Origin of the sequence: Enterobacter hormaechei ATCC 49162 (genome assembly GCF_001875655.1) — a bacterium.
In the GTDB taxonomy this organism is placed as follows: Bacteria; Pseudomonadota; Gammaproteobacteria; order Enterobacterales; family Enterobacteriaceae; genus Enterobacter; species Enterobacter hormaechei.
This window is the reverse complement of sequence record NZ_MKEQ01000002.1, coordinates 870654-888845: the sequence shown is the minus strand read 5'-3', so window position 1 is coordinate 888845 and position 18192 is coordinate 870654. Positions and strand designations below refer to the sequence as shown.

At 53.4% G+C, this 18192-nt stretch carries 16 protein-coding genes, 1 tRNA gene, 2 rRNA genes and 1 other annotated feature; of the genes, 7 read left to right on the top strand and 12 right to left on the bottom strand.

The features are described from left to right. The 6 genes from BH712_RS23345 to rluD all read right to left on the bottom strand — a co-directional run. Positions 1-374 (bottom strand): 23S ribosomal RNA (locus BH712_RS23345); the annotation flags it as partial. Between the two features lie 183 nt (positions 375-557). Then, positions 558-633: transfer RNA gene (locus BH712_RS23340), tRNA-Glu, on the bottom strand. 84 nt (positions 634-717) lie between these two features. Then, positions 718-2259, bottom strand: a 16S ribosomal RNA gene (locus BH712_RS23335). A gap of 429 nt (positions 2260-2688) precedes the next feature. After that, entirely contained in the window at positions 2689-5262 is a 2574-nt protein-coding gene (clpB, locus tag BH712_RS23325; RefSeq protein WP_032674009.1) for an ATP-dependent chaperone ClpB, read from the bottom strand. A 129-nt stretch (positions 5263-5391) separates the two neighbouring features. Further along, complete coding sequence (gene yfiH, locus BH712_RS23320; protein ID WP_006811626.1) at positions 5392-6123, bottom strand: purine nucleoside phosphorylase YfiH; 732 nt, start codon at positions 6121-6123, stop codon at positions 5392-5394. After that, positions 6120-7100: a 23S rRNA pseudouridine(1911/1915/1917) synthase RluD gene (gene rluD / locus BH712_RS23315; protein WP_006811627.1), complete on the bottom strand. Its 981-nt coding sequence runs from the start codon at positions 7098-7100 to the stop codon at positions 6120-6122. Before rluD ends, yfiH begins: the two co-directional genes overlap by 4 nt. Positions 7101-7231: 131 nt before the next feature. Here rluD and bamD point away from each other — a divergent pair, with 131 nt between their 5' ends. The 4 genes from bamD (at position 7232) to pheA (ending at position 9998) form a co-directional block, all read left to right on the top strand. Continuing rightward, on the top strand, positions 7232-7969 hold the full coding sequence (gene bamD, locus BH712_RS23310; protein ID WP_003863164.1) for an outer membrane protein assembly factor BamD: 738 nt from the start codon (positions 7232-7234) through the stop codon (positions 7967-7969). Between the two features lie 267 nt (positions 7970-8236). Next, positions 8237-8578: a ribosome-associated translation inhibitor RaiA gene (raiA, locus tag BH712_RS23300; RefSeq protein WP_006811628.1), complete on the top strand. Its 342-nt coding sequence runs from the start codon at positions 8237-8239 to the stop codon at positions 8576-8578. Between the two features lie 103 nt (positions 8579-8681). Then, positions 8682-8807, top strand: a sequence feature (Phe leader region). After that, on the top strand, positions 8683-8730 hold the full coding sequence (pheL, locus tag BH712_RS24805) for a pheA operon leader peptide PheL (RefSeq protein WP_100229775.1): 48 nt from the start codon (positions 8683-8685) through the stop codon (positions 8728-8730). Its footprint overlaps the feature before it by 48 nt. Before the next feature lie 30 nt (positions 8808-8837). Further along, positions 8838-9998 carry a bifunctional chorismate mutase/prephenate dehydratase gene (gene pheA / locus BH712_RS23295; protein ID WP_006811629.1) on the top strand — a complete coding sequence of 387 codons (1161 nt, stop codon included), beginning with the start codon at positions 8838-8840 and terminating at the stop codon, positions 9996-9998. Here pheA and BH712_RS23290 read toward each other — a convergent pair. The 3 genes from BH712_RS23290 to aroF form a co-directional block, all read right to left on the bottom strand. Then, a complete protein-coding gene (locus BH712_RS23290) occupies positions 9995-10867 on the bottom strand; it encodes an SMP-30/gluconolactonase/LRE family protein (protein ID WP_032674136.1) in 873 nt (290 codons plus the stop codon). The genes pheA and BH712_RS23290 overlap by 4 nt on opposite strands. Positions 10868-10928: 61 nt before the next feature. After that, entirely contained in the window at positions 10929-12050 is a 1122-nt protein-coding gene (gene tyrA, locus BH712_RS23285; protein WP_006811631.1) for a bifunctional chorismate mutase/prephenate dehydrogenase, read from the bottom strand. Between the two features lie 10 nt (positions 12051-12060). After that, entirely contained in the window at positions 12061-13131 is a 1071-nt protein-coding gene (gene aroF, locus BH712_RS23280; RefSeq protein ID WP_006811632.1) for a 3-deoxy-7-phosphoheptulonate synthase AroF, read from the bottom strand. Between the two features lie 479 nt (positions 13132-13610). On the opposite strand from aroF, the gene yfiR reads away from it, so the two are divergent. The 3 genes from yfiR to BH712_RS23265 are packed head-to-tail and all read left to right on the top strand — an operon-like array spanning position 13611 to position 15858. Beyond that, positions 13611-14147, top strand: coding sequence for a regulatory sequestration protein YfiR (gene yfiR, locus BH712_RS23275; RefSeq protein WP_006811633.1), 537 nt, complete (start codon positions 13611-13613; stop codon positions 14145-14147). Next, positions 14140-15360, top strand: a complete 1221-nt coding sequence (dgcN, locus tag BH712_RS23270) for a diguanylate cyclase DgcN/YfiN (RefSeq protein WP_032674010.1) — start codon at positions 14140-14142, stop codon at positions 15358-15360. Before yfiR ends, dgcN begins: the two co-directional genes overlap by 8 nt. A 12-nt stretch (positions 15361-15372) precedes the next feature. Then, on the top strand, positions 15373-15858 hold the full coding sequence (locus BH712_RS23265) for an OmpA family protein (RefSeq protein ID WP_006811635.1): 486 nt from the start codon (positions 15373-15375) through the stop codon (positions 15856-15858). 2 nt (positions 15859-15860) lie between these two features. Here BH712_RS23265 and BH712_RS23260 read toward each other — a convergent pair whose 3' ends face one another. The 3 genes from BH712_RS23260 to rplS form a co-directional block, all read right to left on the bottom strand. Next, on the bottom strand, positions 15861-17231 hold the full coding sequence (locus BH712_RS23260) for a PepSY-associated TM helix domain-containing protein (protein ID WP_006811636.1): 1371 nt from the start codon (positions 17229-17231) through the stop codon (positions 15861-15863). 38 nt (positions 17232-17269) lie between these two features. Further along, entirely contained in the window at positions 17270-17674 is a 405-nt protein-coding gene (locus BH712_RS23255) for a DUF2946 domain-containing protein (protein ID WP_006811637.1), read from the bottom strand. A 132-nt stretch (positions 17675-17806) separates the two neighbouring features. Next, positions 17807-18154, bottom strand: coding sequence for a 50S ribosomal protein L19 (gene rplS, locus BH712_RS23250; RefSeq protein ID WP_002914145.1), 348 nt, complete (start codon positions 18152-18154; stop codon positions 17807-17809). Positions 18155-18192 lie beyond the last annotated feature (38 nt).

Sequence of the window (18192 nt, the reverse complement as noted above, 5' to 3'; positions counted from 1 at the left end):
CTACTCTTCGAGTTCACAGCATGTGCATTTTCGTGTACGGGACTATCACCCTGTACCGTCGGACTTCCAGACCGTTCCACTAACACACAAGCTGATTCAGACTCCGGGCTGCTCCCCGTTCGCTCGCCGCTACTGGGGGAATCTCGGTTGATTTCTTTTCCTCGGGGTACTTAGATGTTTCAGTTCCCCCCGGTTCGCCTCGTTAACCTATGTATTCAGTTAACGATAGTGCAACGAATTGCACTGGGTTTCCCCATTTGGACATCGCCGGGTCAAAGGTTCATATCACCTCGCCGGCGCTTTTCGCAGATTAGCACGTCCTTCATCGCCTCTGACTGCCAGGGCATCCACCGTGTACGCTTAGTCGCTTAACCTCACAACCCGAAGATGTTTCACTTCATGGTTGCGAAAATTTGAGAGACTCGAACACACATGAGCTGTGTGTCGTTTCAATTTTCAGCTTGATCCAGATTTTTAAAGAGCAAATATCTCAAACATGACTCGCAAGTCAGTTTTGAGATATGACGGCAGGTGACTTTCACTCACGAACCAGCAAGTGGCGTCCCCTAGGGGATTCGAACCCCTGTTACCGCCGTGAAAGGGCGGTGTCCTGGGCCTCTAGACGAAGGGGACGTACAGTCTCAATCGCAAGACGCCTTGCTATTTACTTTTCATCAGACAATCTGTGTGGACACTACAAAGGCAGGTTCTTTAAGGTAAGGAGGTGATCCAACCGCAGGTTCCCCTACGGTTACCTTGTTACGACTTCACCCCAGTCATGAATCACAAAGTGGTAAGCGCCCTCCCGAAGGTTAAGCTACCTACTTCTTTTGCAACCCACTCCCATGGTGTGACGGGCGGTGTGTACAAGGCCCGGGAACGTATTCACCGTGGCATTCTGATCCACGATTACTAGCGATTCCGACTTCATGGAGTCGAGTTGCAGACTCCAATCCGGACTACGACGCACTTTATGAGGTCCGCTTGCTCTCGCGAGGTCGCTTCTCTTTGTATGCGCCATTGTAGCACGTGTGTAGCCCTACTCGTAAGGGCCATGATGACTTGACGTCATCCCCACCTTCCTCCAGTTTATCACTGGCAGTCTCCTTTGAGTTCCCGACCGAATCGCTGGCAACAAAGGATAAGGGTTGCGCTCGTTGCGGGACTTAACCCAACATTTCACAACACGAGCTGACGACAGCCATGCAGCACCTGTCTCAGAGTTCCCGAAGGCACCAAAGCATCTCTGCTAAGTTCTCTGGATGTCAAGAGTAGGTAAGGTTCTTCGCGTTGCATCGAATTAAACCACATGCTCCACCGCTTGTGCGGGCCCCCGTCAATTCATTTGAGTTTTAACCTTGCGGCCGTACTCCCCAGGCGGTCGACTTAACGCGTTAGCTCCGGAAGCCACGCCTCAAGGGCACAACCTCCAAGTCGACATCGTTTACGGCGTGGACTACCAGGGTATCTAATCCTGTTTGCTCCCCACGCTTTCGCACCTGAGCGTCAGTCTTTGTCCAGGGGGCCGCCTTCGCCACCGGTATTCCTCCAGATCTCTACGCATTTCACCGCTACACCTGGAATTCTACCCCCCTCTACAAGACTCTAGCCTGCCAGTTTCGAATGCAGTTCCCAGGTTGAGCCCGGGGATTTCACATCCGACTTGACAGACCGCCTGCGTGCGCTTTACGCCCAGTAATTCCGATTAACGCTTGCACCCTCCGTATTACCGCGGCTGCTGGCACGGAGTTAGCCGGTGCTTCTTCTGCGGGTAACGTCAATCGACAAGGTTATTAACCTTATCGCCTTCCTCCCCGCTGAAAGTACTTTACAACCCGAAGGCCTTCTTCATACACGCGGCATGGCTGCATCAGGCTTGCGCCCATTGTGCAATATTCCCCACTGCTGCCTCCCGTAGGAGTCTGGACCGTGTCTCAGTTCCAGTGTGGCTGGTCATCCTCTCAGACCAGCTAGGGATCGTCGCCTAGGTGAGCCGTTACCCCACCTACTAGCTAATCCCATCTGGGCACATCCGATGGCAAGAGGCCCGAAGGTCCCCCTCTTTGGTCTTGCGACATTATGCGGTATTAGCTACCGTTTCCAGTAGTTATCCCCCTCCATCAGGCAGTTTCCCAGACATTACTCACCCGTCCGCCACTCGTCAGCAAAGCAGCAAGCTGCTTCCTGTTACCGTTCGACTTGCATGTGTTAGGCCTGCCGCCAGCGTTCAATCTGAGCCATGATCAAACTCTTCAATTTAAAAGTTTGATGCTCAATGAATTAAACTTCGTAATGAATTACGTGTTCACTCGTTGAGACTTGGTATTCATTTAGTGTCCGAAGACATTAAGAATCCATGTCACTTTGAGTGCCCACACAGATTGTCTGATAAATTGTTAAAGAGCAGTGCCGCTTTGTTTTCGCTGCGGCGCGGGGTGTGCATATTACGCTTCCCCGCTTCAGAGTCAAGCGTTTATTTTGCTTTTCTCTGCTGACCCGGCGGCTTGCGTGCCGTTGTTCCGTGTCAGTGGAGGCGCATTATAGGGAGTAATTCCGAACCTGCAAGGCTAAAGTGAAAATTATTTACTGACTGCTCACTTTCCAGGCAAATCGCATTCCAGACCTCAATTTTCGCCTGGTTTTTAAACAAAAACGAGCCGCAAGCGGCCCGTTTTTGCATTTTGTGACTTACTGCACTGCCACAATGCGATCGTCGTTGGCTTCCAGTCGGATAACTTTGCCCGGAACCAGCTCCCCGGAGAGGATTTGCTGCGCCAGCGGGTTTTCGATCTGCTGCTGGATAGCACGTTTTAACGGACGCGCCCCATAAACAGGATCGTAACCATTCGCGCTCAGCAGTTTCAGTGCATCGTCGGAAATGTGGATTTCGTAACCACGTTCTTCCAGACGTTTGTACAGACGCTGCAACTGGATCTGCGCAATCGACGCGATATGTTTCTCACCCAGCGGATGGAACACAACCACTTCATCGATACGGTTGATGAACTCCGGACGGAAGTTTTGGCTGACCACACCCAGCACCAGATCTTTCATATGGCTGTAATCCAGCTCACCGAAGCGTTCCTGAATCAAATCGGAACCCAGGTTCGAGGTCATGATCACCACCGTGTTACGGAAATCGACCGTCCTCCCCTGCCCGTCTGTCAGACGCCCGTCATCCAGCACCTGCAACAGGATGTTAAACACGTCAGGGTGTGCCTTTTCCACTTCATCCAGCAGGATGACGGAATATGGACGACGACGAACCGCTTCCGTCAGGTAACCGCCCTCTTCATAACCGACATATCCAGGAGGCGCACCGACCAGACGCGAGACGGAGTGTTTCTCCATAAACTCGGACATATCAATACGCACCATCGCGTCATCGCTGTCGAACATAAAGTTAGCCAGCGCTTTACACAGCTCGGTTTTACCGACACCGGTTGGCCCCAGGAACAGGAACGAACCGATTGGACGATTAGGATCGGACAACCCCGCGCGGCTACGACGAATGGCGTTAGATACCGCTTCGACCGCTTCGTTCTGACCAATGACGCGCTGATGCAGATCCTGCTCCATACGCAGCAGTTTCTCGCGTTCGCTTTCCATCATGCGTGCCACAGGAATCCCCGTCCAGCGCGCCAGCACTTCGGCAATCTCGGCATCCGTCACTTTATTACGCAACAGACGCATAGTTTTGCCTTCCGACTGCGTGGCGATCTCAAGCTGTTTTTCCAGCTCAGGGATCTTGCCGTACTGTAACTCAGACATCCGCGCCAGATCGCCAACGCGACGCGCCTGCTCAATGGCAATTTTCGCTTGCTCCAGCTCCGCCTTGATTGTCTGGGTGCCAGAAAGGGATGCTTTCTCAGCTTTCCACTCTTCTTCCAGCTCAGAATACTGACGCTCTTTCTCATCCAGTTCTTCGTTGAGCATATCGAGGCGTTTCTTACTCGCTTCATCAGACTCTTTGTTCAGCGCCTGCTGTTCCAGCTTGAGCTGGATAATGCGGCGATCGAGTCGGTCCAGCTCTTCCGGTTTCGAGTCAATCTGCATACGGATGCTGGACGCGGCTTCATCAATAAGGTCGATGGCTTTATCCGGCAACTGACGGTCAGCAATGTAACGATGCGAAAGCGTCGCCGCCGCAACGATGGCCGGGTCAGTGATCTGCACATGATGGTGCAGCTCATATCGCTCTTTCAGACCACGCAAAATGGCGATGGTATCTTCAACACTTGGCTCAGCGACGAACACCTTCTGGAAACGGCGCTCCAGCGCAGCATCTTTTTCGATGTACTGACGATACTCGTCCAGCGTAGTGGCACCAACGCAGTGAAGCTCACCGCGAGCCAGCGCAGGTTTCAGCATGTTCCCGGCATCCATTGCGCCGTCTGCTTTACCCGCCCCTACCATGGTGTGCAGTTCGTCGATAAACAGGATGACGTTACCTTCCTGTTTCGCCAGATCGTTCAGCACGCCTTTCAGACGCTCTTCAAACTCACCGCGATATTTCGCCCCGGCCACCAGCGCGCCCATATCCAGCGCCAGTACGCGACGGCCTTTCAGCCCTTCCGGCACTTCGCCGTTGACAATACGCTGCGCCAGACCTTCAACGATGGCGGTTTTACCGACACCGGGTTCACCAATCAGCACCGGGTTGTTTTTAGTACGACGTTGCAGTACCTGGATAGTCCGGCGAATTTCTTCGTCACGGCCAATGACCGGGTCAAGTTTGCCCTGCTCGGCACGTTCGGTCAGGTCGACCGTAAATTTCTTCAAAGCCTGACGTTGGTCTTCGGCTCCCTGGTCGTTCACGCTTTCACCTCCGCGCATTTTCTCAATCGCCTGGGTCACATTAGCGGTGGTTGCACCGGCGGATTTCAGCAGGTCGGTCAAGGTACCGCGTGATTCAAGCGCCGCCAGAACAAACAGCTCTGACGAAATAAAATTGTCCCCACGTTTTTGCGCCAGCTTGTCGCAAAGGTTCAGCACGCGCACCAGATCCTGAGACGGCTGCACGTCGCCGCCGGTACCTTCCACCTGGGGTAAACGGCTCAGCGCCTGATCGATGGCGGTGCGTAACTGGCCAGCATTAATGCCAGCGGACGTTAATAAAGGACGTACCGATCCCCCTTCCTGATTCAGCAAGGCGCTCATTAAATGAAGAGGTTCGATAAATTGGTTGTCGTGCCCCAGTGCGAGGGACTGGGCATCGGCGAGAGCAAGCTGGAATTTATTAGTAAGACGATCCAGACGCATAACTCCTCCCATAACAGGTCAAATTTGCTACTGGAGATTAAATGAGGTCATCCCTCAATTATTCAAGGTTAATAACCTGAATTATGTGAAAAGAAAACGGCGCGTACCGGATCGTCTTGATTCTTTAGGTTATATCAGCCAAATGAAACTTGCCATACGGCCCGTCGTCTTGTCGCGACGATAGGAGAAAAAATCACCCTTTTCGGTGAAGGTACAGCGATCTCCGCCGAAGATCTGGGTTACGCCGACGTTATTCAGGCGCTGGCGGGCAAGCTGGTAAATATCGGCCAGATATTTATCGCCACAAGCAACAAACGCTTCGACCGCTTGCGGATCTTTTTCTATAAAGGCATCGCGCACTTCCGGTCCGACCTCAAATGCCTGCGGGCCAATCGCCGGGCCAAGCCAGGCGATGAGATTTGCCGAATCGTCCTGGAAGCAGGCGACGGTCTCTTCCAGTACGCCTTCGCACAAACCTCGCCAACCGGCATGGGCAGCAGCCACTTCAGTACCTGCCTGATTGCAGAACAACACTGGCAGGCAATCAGCGGTCATCACCGCGCAAACCGTTCCCGGCGTATTACTGTACGAAGCATCGGCGCGTTTAGACGCATAGGGTTCACCCGTCAGCTTCAGCACCGCTTTACCGTGCACCTGCTCAAGCCAGACCGGTTTTGAAGGAAGATTTCCCGCCGCAAAGAGGCGTTTACGGTTCTCTTCAACGTCTTCCAGGTTATCGCCACAGTGCGCACCGAGGTTCAGAGACTCCCAAGCGCCCTGGCTCACGCCACCGATACGGGTCGAACTACAGGCGGCCACGCCTTCAGGCAGTGGCCACTCCGGGACAATCAGTTTGGTCATAACCAGTCCACGTGATCCTTATGGTCTTCGAAATCTGCGCGCATCGCGTCGATAAGTTCCACCATATCCTGTGGGATCGGCGCATGCCATTCCATCTGAATTCCGGTGATTGGGTGGTAAAGACGCAGCATCGTCGCATGCAGCGCCTGGCGATCGAATTTACGCAGCACGGAGATGAATTCATCCGACGCGCCCTTTGGTGGACGCGGACGACCACCGTAAACCGGGTCACCCACCAGCGGATGGGTAATATGCGCCATGTGCACGCGGATCTGGTGAGTACGCCCGGTTTCCAGACGCAGACGCAGGCGCGTATGAATACGGAAATGCTCCATGATGCGGTAGTGGGTCACCGCCGGTTTACCCATCGGGTGTACGGACATATGCGTACGCTTGGTTGGGTGACGGCTGATAGGCTCTTCCACCGTGCCGCCAGAGGTCATATGACCAATCGCCACCGCTTCATACTCACGGGTGATTTCACGCAGTTGCAAAGATTCCACCAGGCGAGTCTGGGCGGGAATCGTCTTCGCCACCACCATCAGCCCCGTGGTGTCTTTATCCAGACGGTGAACGATACCGGCGCGCGGTACGTCGGCAATCGGCGGATAATAATGAAGGAGTGCGTTCAGTACCGTACCGTCAGGATTGCCCGCTCCCGGGTGAACAACAAAATCGCGCGGCTTGTTGATGACCAGAATATCGTCATCTTCGTAGACGATGTCCAGCGGGATATCCTGCGGCTCGAAGCGGATTTCCTCTTCGATTTCAGCATTGATGGCGACAGCTTCCCCACCAAACACTTTCTCTTTTGGTTTGTCCCAGATCTTGCCGTTTACCAGCACGCGCTGGTCAAGGATCCATTCTTTTATGCGTGAACGCGAATAATCAGGGAACAATTCGGCCAAAGCCTGATCTAAGCGTTGACCGAGCTGATTTTCGGAGACTGTTGCGGTGAGTTCTACTCGTTGTGCCATAAACTGCTTCTTCGTTTAACGTTGGGTTTTACGGCTTTGCCGTTTAATATAGTGTGCTATTGTAGCTGGTCTTAATCGGGAGCAGGAACTGAGTTTCTCCCGGACAAACATTTGAGGAAAGTCAAAACGTCATGACGCGCATGAAATATCTGGTGGCAGCGGCCACGTTGAGCCTGGCTTTGGTGGGCTGCTCCGGTTCGAATGAACAGGTCCCTGACAATCCGCCGAATGAAATCTATGCGACTGCACAACAAAAGTTGCAGGACGGTAACTGGAAACAGGCGATAACGCAACTGGAAGCGTTGGATAATCGCTATCCATTTGGTCCGTATTCGCAGCAGGTACAGTTAGATCTTATCTACGCCTACTACAAAAATGCCGATCTGCCGCTGGCTCAGGCAACGATCGATCGTTTCATGCGTCTGAACCCTACCCATCCTAACATCGATTACGTGATGTACATGCGCGGCCTGACTAACATGGCGCTGGATGACAGTGCATTGCAGGGCTTCTTCGGGGTGGATCGTTCCGACCGTGACCCGCAACATGCGCGTGATGCTTTCAATGACTTCTCCAAACTGGTACGCAGCTACCCGAACAGCCAGTACATTACCGATGCCACTAAGCGTCTGGTGTTCCTGAAGGATCGTCTGGCGAAATACGAGTACTCCGTTGCGGAATATTACACCCGCCGTGGCGCATGGGTAGCCGTGGTTAACCGTGTAGAAGGCATGCTGCGTGATTATCCTGATACGCAGGCCACGCGTGATGGCCTGAAGCTGATGGAGAATGCGTATCGCCAGATGCAGATGACGGCTCAGGCTGACAAAGTGGCGAAAATCATTGCCGCAAATAGCAGCAACACCTGATACCGCTACAATGCATAACGGCAGCCCGCAGGCTGCCGTTTTTTTATTCTTTCAGACTTACGCTGAAGCGGTTTAGCTTCAACACATCCATTCAACTATGACCGCAATTGTTGGCTTCGACAAGGTAAATCTCACCTCTTCCTGCCCTGCCTCACAAAAAAGATTCCCTGACAAAAACCGACAAAATAACGCGATCTAAATCACACATTTTGACATTAGGTCGGGTATGCTGGAATCACCAAGACGGAAAGACAAGAGGTAAAATTTATGACAATGAACATTACCAGTAAACAAATGGAAATTACTCCGGCAATCCGCCAGCACGTCGCAGACCGTCTCGCCAAACTGGATAAATGGCAAACACATTTGATTAATCCACATATCATCCTGTCCAAGGAGCCGCAGGGTTTCGTCGCTGATGCAACTATCAATACTCCAAACGGCCATCTGGTCGCCAGCGCAAAACACGAGGATATGTACACCGCAATTAACGATTTGATCAACAAGCTGGAACGGCAGCTCAATAAAGTGCAACACAAAGGTGAAGCCCGTCGCGCCACCACCTCGGTGAAAGACGCCAGCTTCGCGGAAGAAGTTGAAGAAGAGTAATCCTTTACATTGAGTGTACCGACAACGCGCCTCCGGGCGCGTTTTTTATTGACAGGATCAAAACAGTACAGGTACTTTAACCTTATCAATTTCAGGATGACCTTATGAAACAGACGCCGTTTTTCTTCGCATTCTTTTTTACCTTCCCCTGACCGGGAGGCGTTTCGTCGTGTGATAAAGAATGCGAAGACGAACAACAAGGCCTCCCACACCGGGAGGCCTTTTTTATTGATAACGATAAAATGAGACAGACAACACTATGACACCGGAAAACCCGCTCCTGGATTTACGCGTAAAAATCAGTGCGCTCGACGAAAAGTTACTGGCCCTGCTGGCAGAACGCCGCGCGCTCGCCATTGAAGTGGGCAAAGCCAAGCTGGATTCCCATCGCCCGGTTCGTGATATCGACCGCGAGCGTGATTTACTGGAACGGTTGATACAGCTTGGCAAAGCGCATCATCTTGATGCTCACTACATCACCCGCCTGTTCCAGCTCATCATCGAAGATTCCGTTCTGACGCAACAAGCCCTGCTCCAGCAGCATCTGAACAAAACCAACCCGCACTCTGCTCGTATCGCCTTTCTCGGCCCGAAAGGCTCCTATTCTCACCTGGCGGCTCGCCAGTACGCCGCCCGCCATTTCGAAGAGTTTATTGAGAGCGGCTGTGCAAAATTTGCAGATATTTTCAACCAGGTCGAAACCGGCCAGGCCGATTACGCCGTGGTGCCTATCGAGAACACCAGTTCCGGTGCTATCAACGATGTTTACGATCTGCTCCAGCACACCAGCCTGTCGCTGGTCGGCGAGTTAACGATCCCTATCGATCACTGCGTGCTGGTCTCCGGCTCAACCGATCTGAGTCAGATCGAAACGGTGTACAGCCACCCGCAGCCGTTCCAGCAGTGCAGCCAGTTCCTGAACCGTTATCCGCACTGGAAAATTGAGTACACCGAAAGCACCTCGGCGGCGATGGAAAAGGTGGCACAGGCAAACTCTCCTGCCGTCGCGGCACTCGGTAGCGAAGCGGGTGGCGCACTGTATGGCTTACAGGTGCTGGAACGTAACCTGGCCAACCAGACGCAAAATATCACCCGTTTCGTGGTTCTGGCCCGCAAGGCTATTAATGTGTCGGACCAGGTCCCGGCGAAAACCACCCTGCTGATGGCAACCGGCCAGCAGGCGGGTGCGCTGGTTGAAGCGCTGCTGGTGCTGCGTAATCACAATCTGATCATGACGAAGCTGGAATCCCGCCCAATTCATGGTAACCCATGGGAAGAGATGTTCTATCTCGATGTTCAGGCCAACCTGGAGTCTGCATCCATGCAGAAAGCCCTGCGCGAACTGGGCGAGATCACCCGTTCGATGAAAGTGCTGGGCTGCTATCCAAGCGAAACCGTGGTTCCGGTTGACCCGGTTTAACGTTCAATAAAGCGGCTTTTCTTCATCCCTGCCACATTTACAGGCAGGGTGAAGATGGCACCGGAAAGCGGGTATTTCGCCAGCTCCTCCGCCTCCATATTTTCCCGCGTGGTGGTAATGAACAACGTTTTCATATCGTCGCCGCCAAAGCAGACCATCGTCGGGCAGCGTACCGGCAGTCGATACTCTTCCAGTTGCTCCCCTTGCGGTGAAAACCGTGCGATACGCCAGCCGTCAAACAGAGCGCTCCAGTAGCAGCCTTCCTCATCCATTGCCGCTCCGTCGGGTATACCTTCTCCCTCGCTAAACCGGCGAAACTCTTCGCGCTTACCGGGTTCCCCCTGCTCATCAATCGGCGTACGGTAGATCACCCCGTTTGGGGTGTCAGAAGTAAACATCCACCGTTTATCAGGACTAAACGCTAAACCGTTATGCCCGTGAATATCGCACTGGATCACTTTCGGCGTCAGATCGTTGTCGATACGCATCAGCATGGCGCCGTTATAATCTCCCGGCCCCCAGAACGTGCCTGCATAAAATCGCCCCTCATGATCAGTACCGCCATCGTTAAAGCGTGCAAGCTGCGGGTTGGACGGGTTATCGCAAACCTTACGCTGGAGCAGGCCGTGTTTATCGGTCAGCCAGATGGCGTTTCGCATCGCGACGATAAATCCGCCGCGTTCACGCAGGGCAAAACACCCTACTTCTTCATGCAATGAGAGCACCGAGTGTTCCGCGGTGGGGAGATGATAGCGATGGATCTCCCCTTCCAGGATATCCGCCCAGTAGAGCGCCTTCTCGTCTGCACTCCACGTCGGGCATTCGGGCAGATGCCCGGTATAGTTCAACAGCAGCTGCGGTTCAGCCATGACAGTTCCCCAAAAATGAAAAAAGCCAGCAATGCTGGCTTTCAGTATATACATCATCAGATTACTGGCGACTGTCATTTGCCTGGCGTAACAGCGTGCGGCTTTCACTCTGGAATCGCGTGGCGTAATCACCGAACCAGTGCTCGACTTTACGGAAACTGTCGATAAAGGCTTGTTTATCGCCATGTTCCAGCAAAGTGATCGCTTCACCAAAACGCTGGTAGTAGCGTTTGATCAGCGCCAGGTTATTTTCAGACGACATGATGATGTCGGCGTAAAGCTGTGGATCCTGGGCAAACAGTCGCCCGACCATCGCCAGCTCCAGACGATAGATTGGCGAGGAAAGCGCCAGCAATTGTTCAAGCTGAACGTTCTCCTCCGCCAGGTGCAGCCCATAGGCAAAGGTTGCAAAGTGGCGCAGCGCCTGAATGAACGCCATGTTCTGGTCATGCTCTACCGCGCTAATGCGGTGTAAACGCGCTCCCCAGACCTGAATCTGTTCCAGGAACCACTGGTAGGCTTCCGGCTGCCGTCCGTCACAGTAAACCACTACCTGCTTCGCCAGGCTGCCGCTGTCCGGGCCAAACATTGGGTGCAACCCAAGCACAGGGCCGGTGTGCGCCGCCAGCATTGCCTGTAGAGGGCCATTTTTAACGGAGGCCAGGTCCACCAGAATGCAATCTTCCGGCAGCGGAGGAAGTTTAGCGATAATCTGCTCCGTCACATGGATCGGCACACTGACGATAACCATTCCGGCGTCTTTCATCAGCTCCGGCGCGTGCGACCAGTCCTCTTTCTCCAGAATGCGCACCTGATAACCAGAAAGCGTCAGCATTTTCTCAAACAAACGCCCCATCTGTCCGCCACCACCGACGATGACCACCGGACGCAGCGACGGACAGAGAGTTTTGAAACCCTTATCGTTTTCGCTGGAATAGGACTCGCGCATGACGCGACGCAGGACGTCCTCAATCAAATCAGGTGAAACGCCCAGGGCCTGCGCCTCTTTACGACGGGAGGCGAGCATAGAGGCCTCGCGCTCCGGAACGTAAATCGGCAGGCCGTATTTGCTTTTAACTTCGCCGACCTCAGCAACCAGAGCCATGCGGCGCGCCAGAAGATCCAGCAACGCCTTATCCACTTCATCAATTTGATCGCGTAATGCGGTCAATTCAGCAACCATAACTACCCTCTTATGCCAGACGCGTCGCCAGCTGGCCGTTCAAATCTTTGTGGATCTCACGCAGCAGCGCATCGGTGGTTTCCCAGCTGATGCAGGCATCCGTGACGGAGACGCCGGGCTTCATCGCGCTACGCGGCTGTTCCGATGACTGATTGCCTTCATGAATATTACTTTCAATCATCAGGCCGATAATTGAACGGTTGCCATCTTTTATCTGGGCAATCACAGATTCTGCAACCGCAGGCTGGCGACGGTAATCTTTATTCGAATTACCATGACTGCAATCTACCATCAGCGCCGGGCGCAGTCCCGCCTGTTCCATCTCTTTTTCACACTGCGCGACATCCGCCGGGCTGTAGTTTGGCGCTTTACCGCCGCGCAGGATCACATGCCCGTCCGGGTTGCCCTGCGTTTGCAGCAGACATACCTGGCCCGCCTGGTTGATTCCGACAAAACGATGGGGCATGGCGGCGGCGCGCATGGCGTTAATCGCCGTGGCCAGGCTGCCGTCAGTACCGTTTTTAAAACCAACCGGCATAGACAGGCCAGACGCCATCTCGCGGTGGGTTTGTGACTCTGTGGTACGCGCACCAATTGCAGACCAGCTAAACAGATCGCCGAGGTATTGCGGGCTGTTCGGATCCAGCGCTTCGGTTGCCAGCGGCAGCCCCATGCTGACCAGTTCCACCAGCAGGCGACGCGCAATTTTCAACCCAGCTTCCACATCAAACGAGCCATCCATGTGCGGATCGTTAATCAACCCTTTCCAGCCAACCGTCGTACGTGGCTTTTCAAAATAGACGCGCATCACCAGATAGAGGCTATCGCTGACCTCCTCCGCTAATGCTTTAAATCGACGAGCGTACTCAATGGCGGTTTCAGGATCGTGAATGGAGCAAGGACCACATACCACCAGCAGACGCGGATCGCGGCCAGCGATAATGTCAGAAATGGTCTGGCGAGAGTGCTCAATCTGAGCTTCCTGCGCGACGCTCAGCGGGAATTCCGCCTTCAGTTGATCCGGGGTAATTAATACCTGTTCGTCAGTGATATGTACGTTGTTCAGCGCGTCTTTTTGCATGATTGCGATCCTGTAAAACTCGTTTGCGATAGTGGTTTTCCTCGAAGAGGTGACACAACGATACCACAACAAGTAAAGATTTCAATCCAAAATACGTACACATTACTTTACAAGCACCATTTAAACACCAAAAACATCGCATAAGAACGTAAAGATAAAATTACACGCACGCATTTACTGCCTGTCTACGCTCACACAAGAGACACTATCCAGGCGCTGGCCGTTAGCTTATTAACCCTCTGGTTAATTGGAGAGAAACTTGCGTGACCACTGATTCCTGGCAACAAAAAATGAATGAAATTATGAATTCCAGCTGGCTTAATCAAACCAGGCTTAATTCTCGGGAATATCGATCGCTGTAAGATTTAGCTTAAGTCAAAACAGGGATATTTCTGACATAATGACGGCTTTGATAAACAATGGTATTCTGCCGACAATTCTTAAGGACATCTATTTCCGGGGCGGTTTGGCGGATTCTGATGGGAAATGCAATCTTGATCGCTTTGCTCCGACTCCCCCTGGCGCTAATGCTGTTCATTTTAGTGACCCCTGCCACGGCAGGCTCGTTCACGGAAACGGATAAATCGGTACGTTCGATTGTTTCTGGTATTGTGAGCTACACCCGATGGCCAGCACTGTCCGGCCAGCCTAAGCTCTGTATTTATGCCTCTTCCCATTACGGACAGGCGCTCAGCAGTGAAGATATACACAACCCGTTGCCCTATAGTCCTGTCATTGTGCATAGCGATCGGGAAGCACTTTCAGCCCGGTGTGATGCCCTCTATTTCGGGAGTGAGCCCCCGGCAAAACAACAGGAAATAATAAATCAATATCAGGGCCAGGCGTTGCTATTAATGTCAGAGCAAAATCCTGAATGCGTTATTGGCAGCGCATTTTGTCTGATAATAGAGCACGACCAGGTCAGGTTTTCCGTCAATCTGGATGCGCTGGCGCGCAGTGGCGTAAGAGTCAATCCGGATGTATTAATGCTCGCACGGAATAAGAAGCATGAATAAGGAAGTCGCACCAACACCGCGTCCGACGTTTAAAAGAACGTTGCGGCGAATCAGCATGATAAGCGTCATTATAACAATGACGTTTATATGGTTGCTGCTGTGTTTCGCTTCCGTGGTGACATTAAAGCAATACGCGCAAAAAAACCTCGAACTTACCGGCGCCACCATGAGCCACAGTCTTGAAGCCTCTCTGGTGTTCAACGATGCCGTGGCGGCAAATGAAACGCTGGCAACCCTCGGCAAGCAGGGGCAATTTGCCGTGGCGGAAGTGCTTAACGCCCATCATAAACGGTTTGCCTGGTGGTCATGGAACCCGGCGGATAATACCGACACGCTGGGCGCGCTGGTCAACCGTTGGTTGTTCCCTCTTCCTGTCGCACAGCCCATCATACATAACGGCAATGTGATTGGCGAAATTCGTCTGACAGCACGAGACAGCTTAATTAGCCATTTTATCTGGCTCTCATTTGCGGTCCTCACCGGCTGCATTCTTTTTGCCTCTGCCGTCGCATTGACCATCACCCGCTCGCTACATCATGGCATGGTGGCTGAATTGCAAAATATCACCGACGTTGTGCATGACGTTCGCACCAACCGCAACTTCTCTCGCCGGGTAACGGAAGGCCGCATTGAAGAGTTCCACCAGTTTGGTGAAGACTTCAACAGCCTGCTGGATGAAATGGAGGAGTGGCAGCTCAAGCTACAGGCAAAAAACGCCCAGCTGTTGCGTACTGCCATGCACGATCCGCTTACGGGGCTGGCAAACCGCGCCGCGTTTCGCAACAACATTGCGGCATTAATGAATGACGCTTCGGCAAAAACCAATTCTGCCCTGCTCTTCCTCGATGGCGATAACTTCAAATTTATCAATGACACCTGGGGCCATGCCGCGGGTGACTGCGTACTGATCGAAGCCGCCAAAAGGATGGTCGAGTTTGGCGAAAAACGTCATCAGTCTTACCGCCTTGGCGGCGACGAATTTGCCATGATCCTGTACGGCGTCCACACCGCGCATGAGGTCGAATATATTTGCGCTGCGCTGTCGCAGCAATTCATCCGTCCGTTTGATCTGCATAACGGGCACACAGCATCAATGTCACTCAGCATTGGCTTTGCTCTGGCGTGGGAAAATGCCTCCGTTGAGGCCTTACTGGAGCAAGCCGATCGCAATATGTATCTGGTCAAGAACCAGCGTTCCAAAACAATATCCTGAAAGGAAGACGATATGTTAAAGCGATATTTTGCGCCGTTGTTACTGGCGTCACTGGTGATATCCGGATGCCAGACATCCCCTGAAGGGAAATTCACGCCAGAGCAAATAGCGGCCATGAAATCCTACGGCTTTAACGAACTGAATGGCGACTGGTCTCTGGGCCTGTCGGATAAGATCCTGTTTGATAAAAATGACGCCAGGCTGCGCCCGGAAAGTGAAACGCAGATCCAGACTATGGCCTCACGTCTGGCGGCAACCGGGCTGAATCATGCTCGCATGGACGGCCATACGGATAACTATGGCGAAGAGAGCTACAACGAAGCGCTTTCGTTAAAACGGGCCAATGTCGTGGCGGATGCCTGGGCGAAGGGCGCGAACATCCCGCGCAGCAACCTCACCACGCGGGGTTTAGGCAAAAAATACCCTGTCAGCAGTAACCATACTGCGCAAGGGCGCGCTGAAAACCGCCGGGTTGCGGTGGTTATCAGCACGCCTTAAGGCTATTTAACGGATGTCCCGGCGAGCGACATATCTGAAGCCGCTCGCCAGCGCAGCCAGTCAATGACAATAAATACCGCCAGACTGACGCCCATGACCGGCAACGCCAGCCCCAGCAGGACGCTTATCAGGAACGTCACTCCCCTTCCCCACAGCGGCAATGCCAGCCAGCTTTGACAGAGCGTTTGTACCGGGTTCGCGGCTGACGTCGCAGGGCGACGCATCCACCACATCCGGTATCCCCAGATAATCAACACACACAGCGCAACACCAAACGCGATGAGCAGCAGCTGGTTTGCCAGACCAAACAAGATCCCCATATGGAAATCCACGCCCCAGCGGGTCAGTTTAGCCATCAGCGGGAAATCCCCGAAGCGAGTGCTGTCCAGCACCTTCAGAGAGTGAGGATCCACGGCTACGGCATCAACCTGCGTCGGCCAGCGGCGATCGATTTCCGTCACCGTCCAGGCCTGGTTAGCGCCTCTTCCCGGGCGGATCTCAACCTTGTTGGCATCAATCCCTGACTGACGGGCAGCCTGCAATACGCTGTCAAAAAGCGACAGCTCGACTGGCATTTCAGGCATCGTCATTCCGCCGTGATGACCACGGTGTTCGGCGTGTTCATCCATCATTTCCGGCGCACCTGAAAGCTGGGTATTAACCTGCGGGGTCAGCCAGTTCATCTCTGCCCGCAGCTTATCAACGTTACCCCCGGCCCATTGTGACCAGGTTAAACCAGTGGCGGAGAACAGCAGCATTCCCGCCAGCAGCGTCCAGCCTAAGATCACATGCAGGCGACGACGATTCTGGAAGCGATTGTTAATGCGACGCTTCGGCCGGGTGTAGAACCACAGCGCGATCCCCCCCAGGGCAGCAACCCACATCCAGGAGGCGGCTAACTCGCTATAGAGCCGCCCGAGGTTGCCCAGCATCAGCGAGGTATGCAGATAATCGATAGTCTGACGCAGCGGTAAAATCCCGCTGGTGCCGTAGACGGTCATATCCCCTCGAACCTCAAGGCTGGCGGGATCAATAAAAACAGCCCGGTGCTCGGAGGGACCCAGCGTCGGGTCGGCAAACATCACACGGGTCGTTTCGCCCTTTTCCAGCCCTGGACGAACGGCATGTAAACGCAGCGCTGAACCCACGGCGTTTTCCGCGACGGCAATTTGTTCAGCAAGAGGCTGCGCCTCACCCATGGCATCCGTGTGGAGTGCGTGATGGTACAGCGCATTTTCAAGCTGCGGCGTGGCCACATACAGCGTACCGGTCAGCGCGGCGAAGAAGATAAACGGACCGACAAACAGCCCGATATGGAAATGGAGGCGACGCAGCAGATTTCCCCATGCCGCGCGCGGAGTGCAGGTAGTCATACTTTTCCTTTTTAAGGCAAAAAGTGAGTGATTTTGTTTTAAAGGGAGAAAGCAGACCGACGCGGCGGCGCGCGGGTATCGGGATAAAGCCAGGGGAAAAAGTGCCAGTGGCTGACCGCCTGACGAGGCGGCTTCACCCGCAACCGCTGCAACACCGCGCTGAGCAGGACAATCAGCGCCAGCATCACGCCCGGCACATGGGCTAACAGCACGCAGTAGCCGCACGCTTCTGCATGGTCGACTGGCATGGAATGCGACATTTCACCATGGTGCTCGTCCATCGACATCATGCTCATGTCATGGTGCATGCCAGGCATGGCGCTCATGGGATCTTTTTGCAGCGAGACGGAGATCAGCGGCGCCACGACGATCAGCAGGATCGCAAACAGCGCGGTCAATGCCGCTGCGCGTTTCCAGCTATGCTGATGCAGTACGTTATCCACTTACCCTCCACCCAAGAGGCGAACATTGTAAATGATTTATGACGGAAGGGTTAACGCGAGAGGTGCGATGAGATAAAAAAAGGGCCAGCCTTTCGGCCAGCCCTTTCTAACAGGATGTCGCTTAAGCGAATCTTAGTTCAGACGCTCTTTAATACGAGCAGACTTACCAGTACGCTCACGCAGGTAGTACAGTTTAGCTTTACGTACAGCACCACGACGTTTAACAGCAATGCTGTCAACTACCGGAGAGTGAGTCTGGAAGACACGCTCAACGCCTTCGCCGTTGGAAATTTTACGAACAGTGAATGCAGAGTGCAGACCGCGGTTACGAATAGCGATAACCACGCCCTCGAATGCCTGCAGACGTTTTTTGGAACCTTCAACAACCCATACTTTCACTTCCACGGTGTCACCTGGACGGAAGGAAGGTACGTCCTGCTTCATCTGCTCTTGTTCAAGTTGCTTAATAATGTTGCTCATAATTTAATCTCTTATCCTGGGTAAACTGATATTCGGGA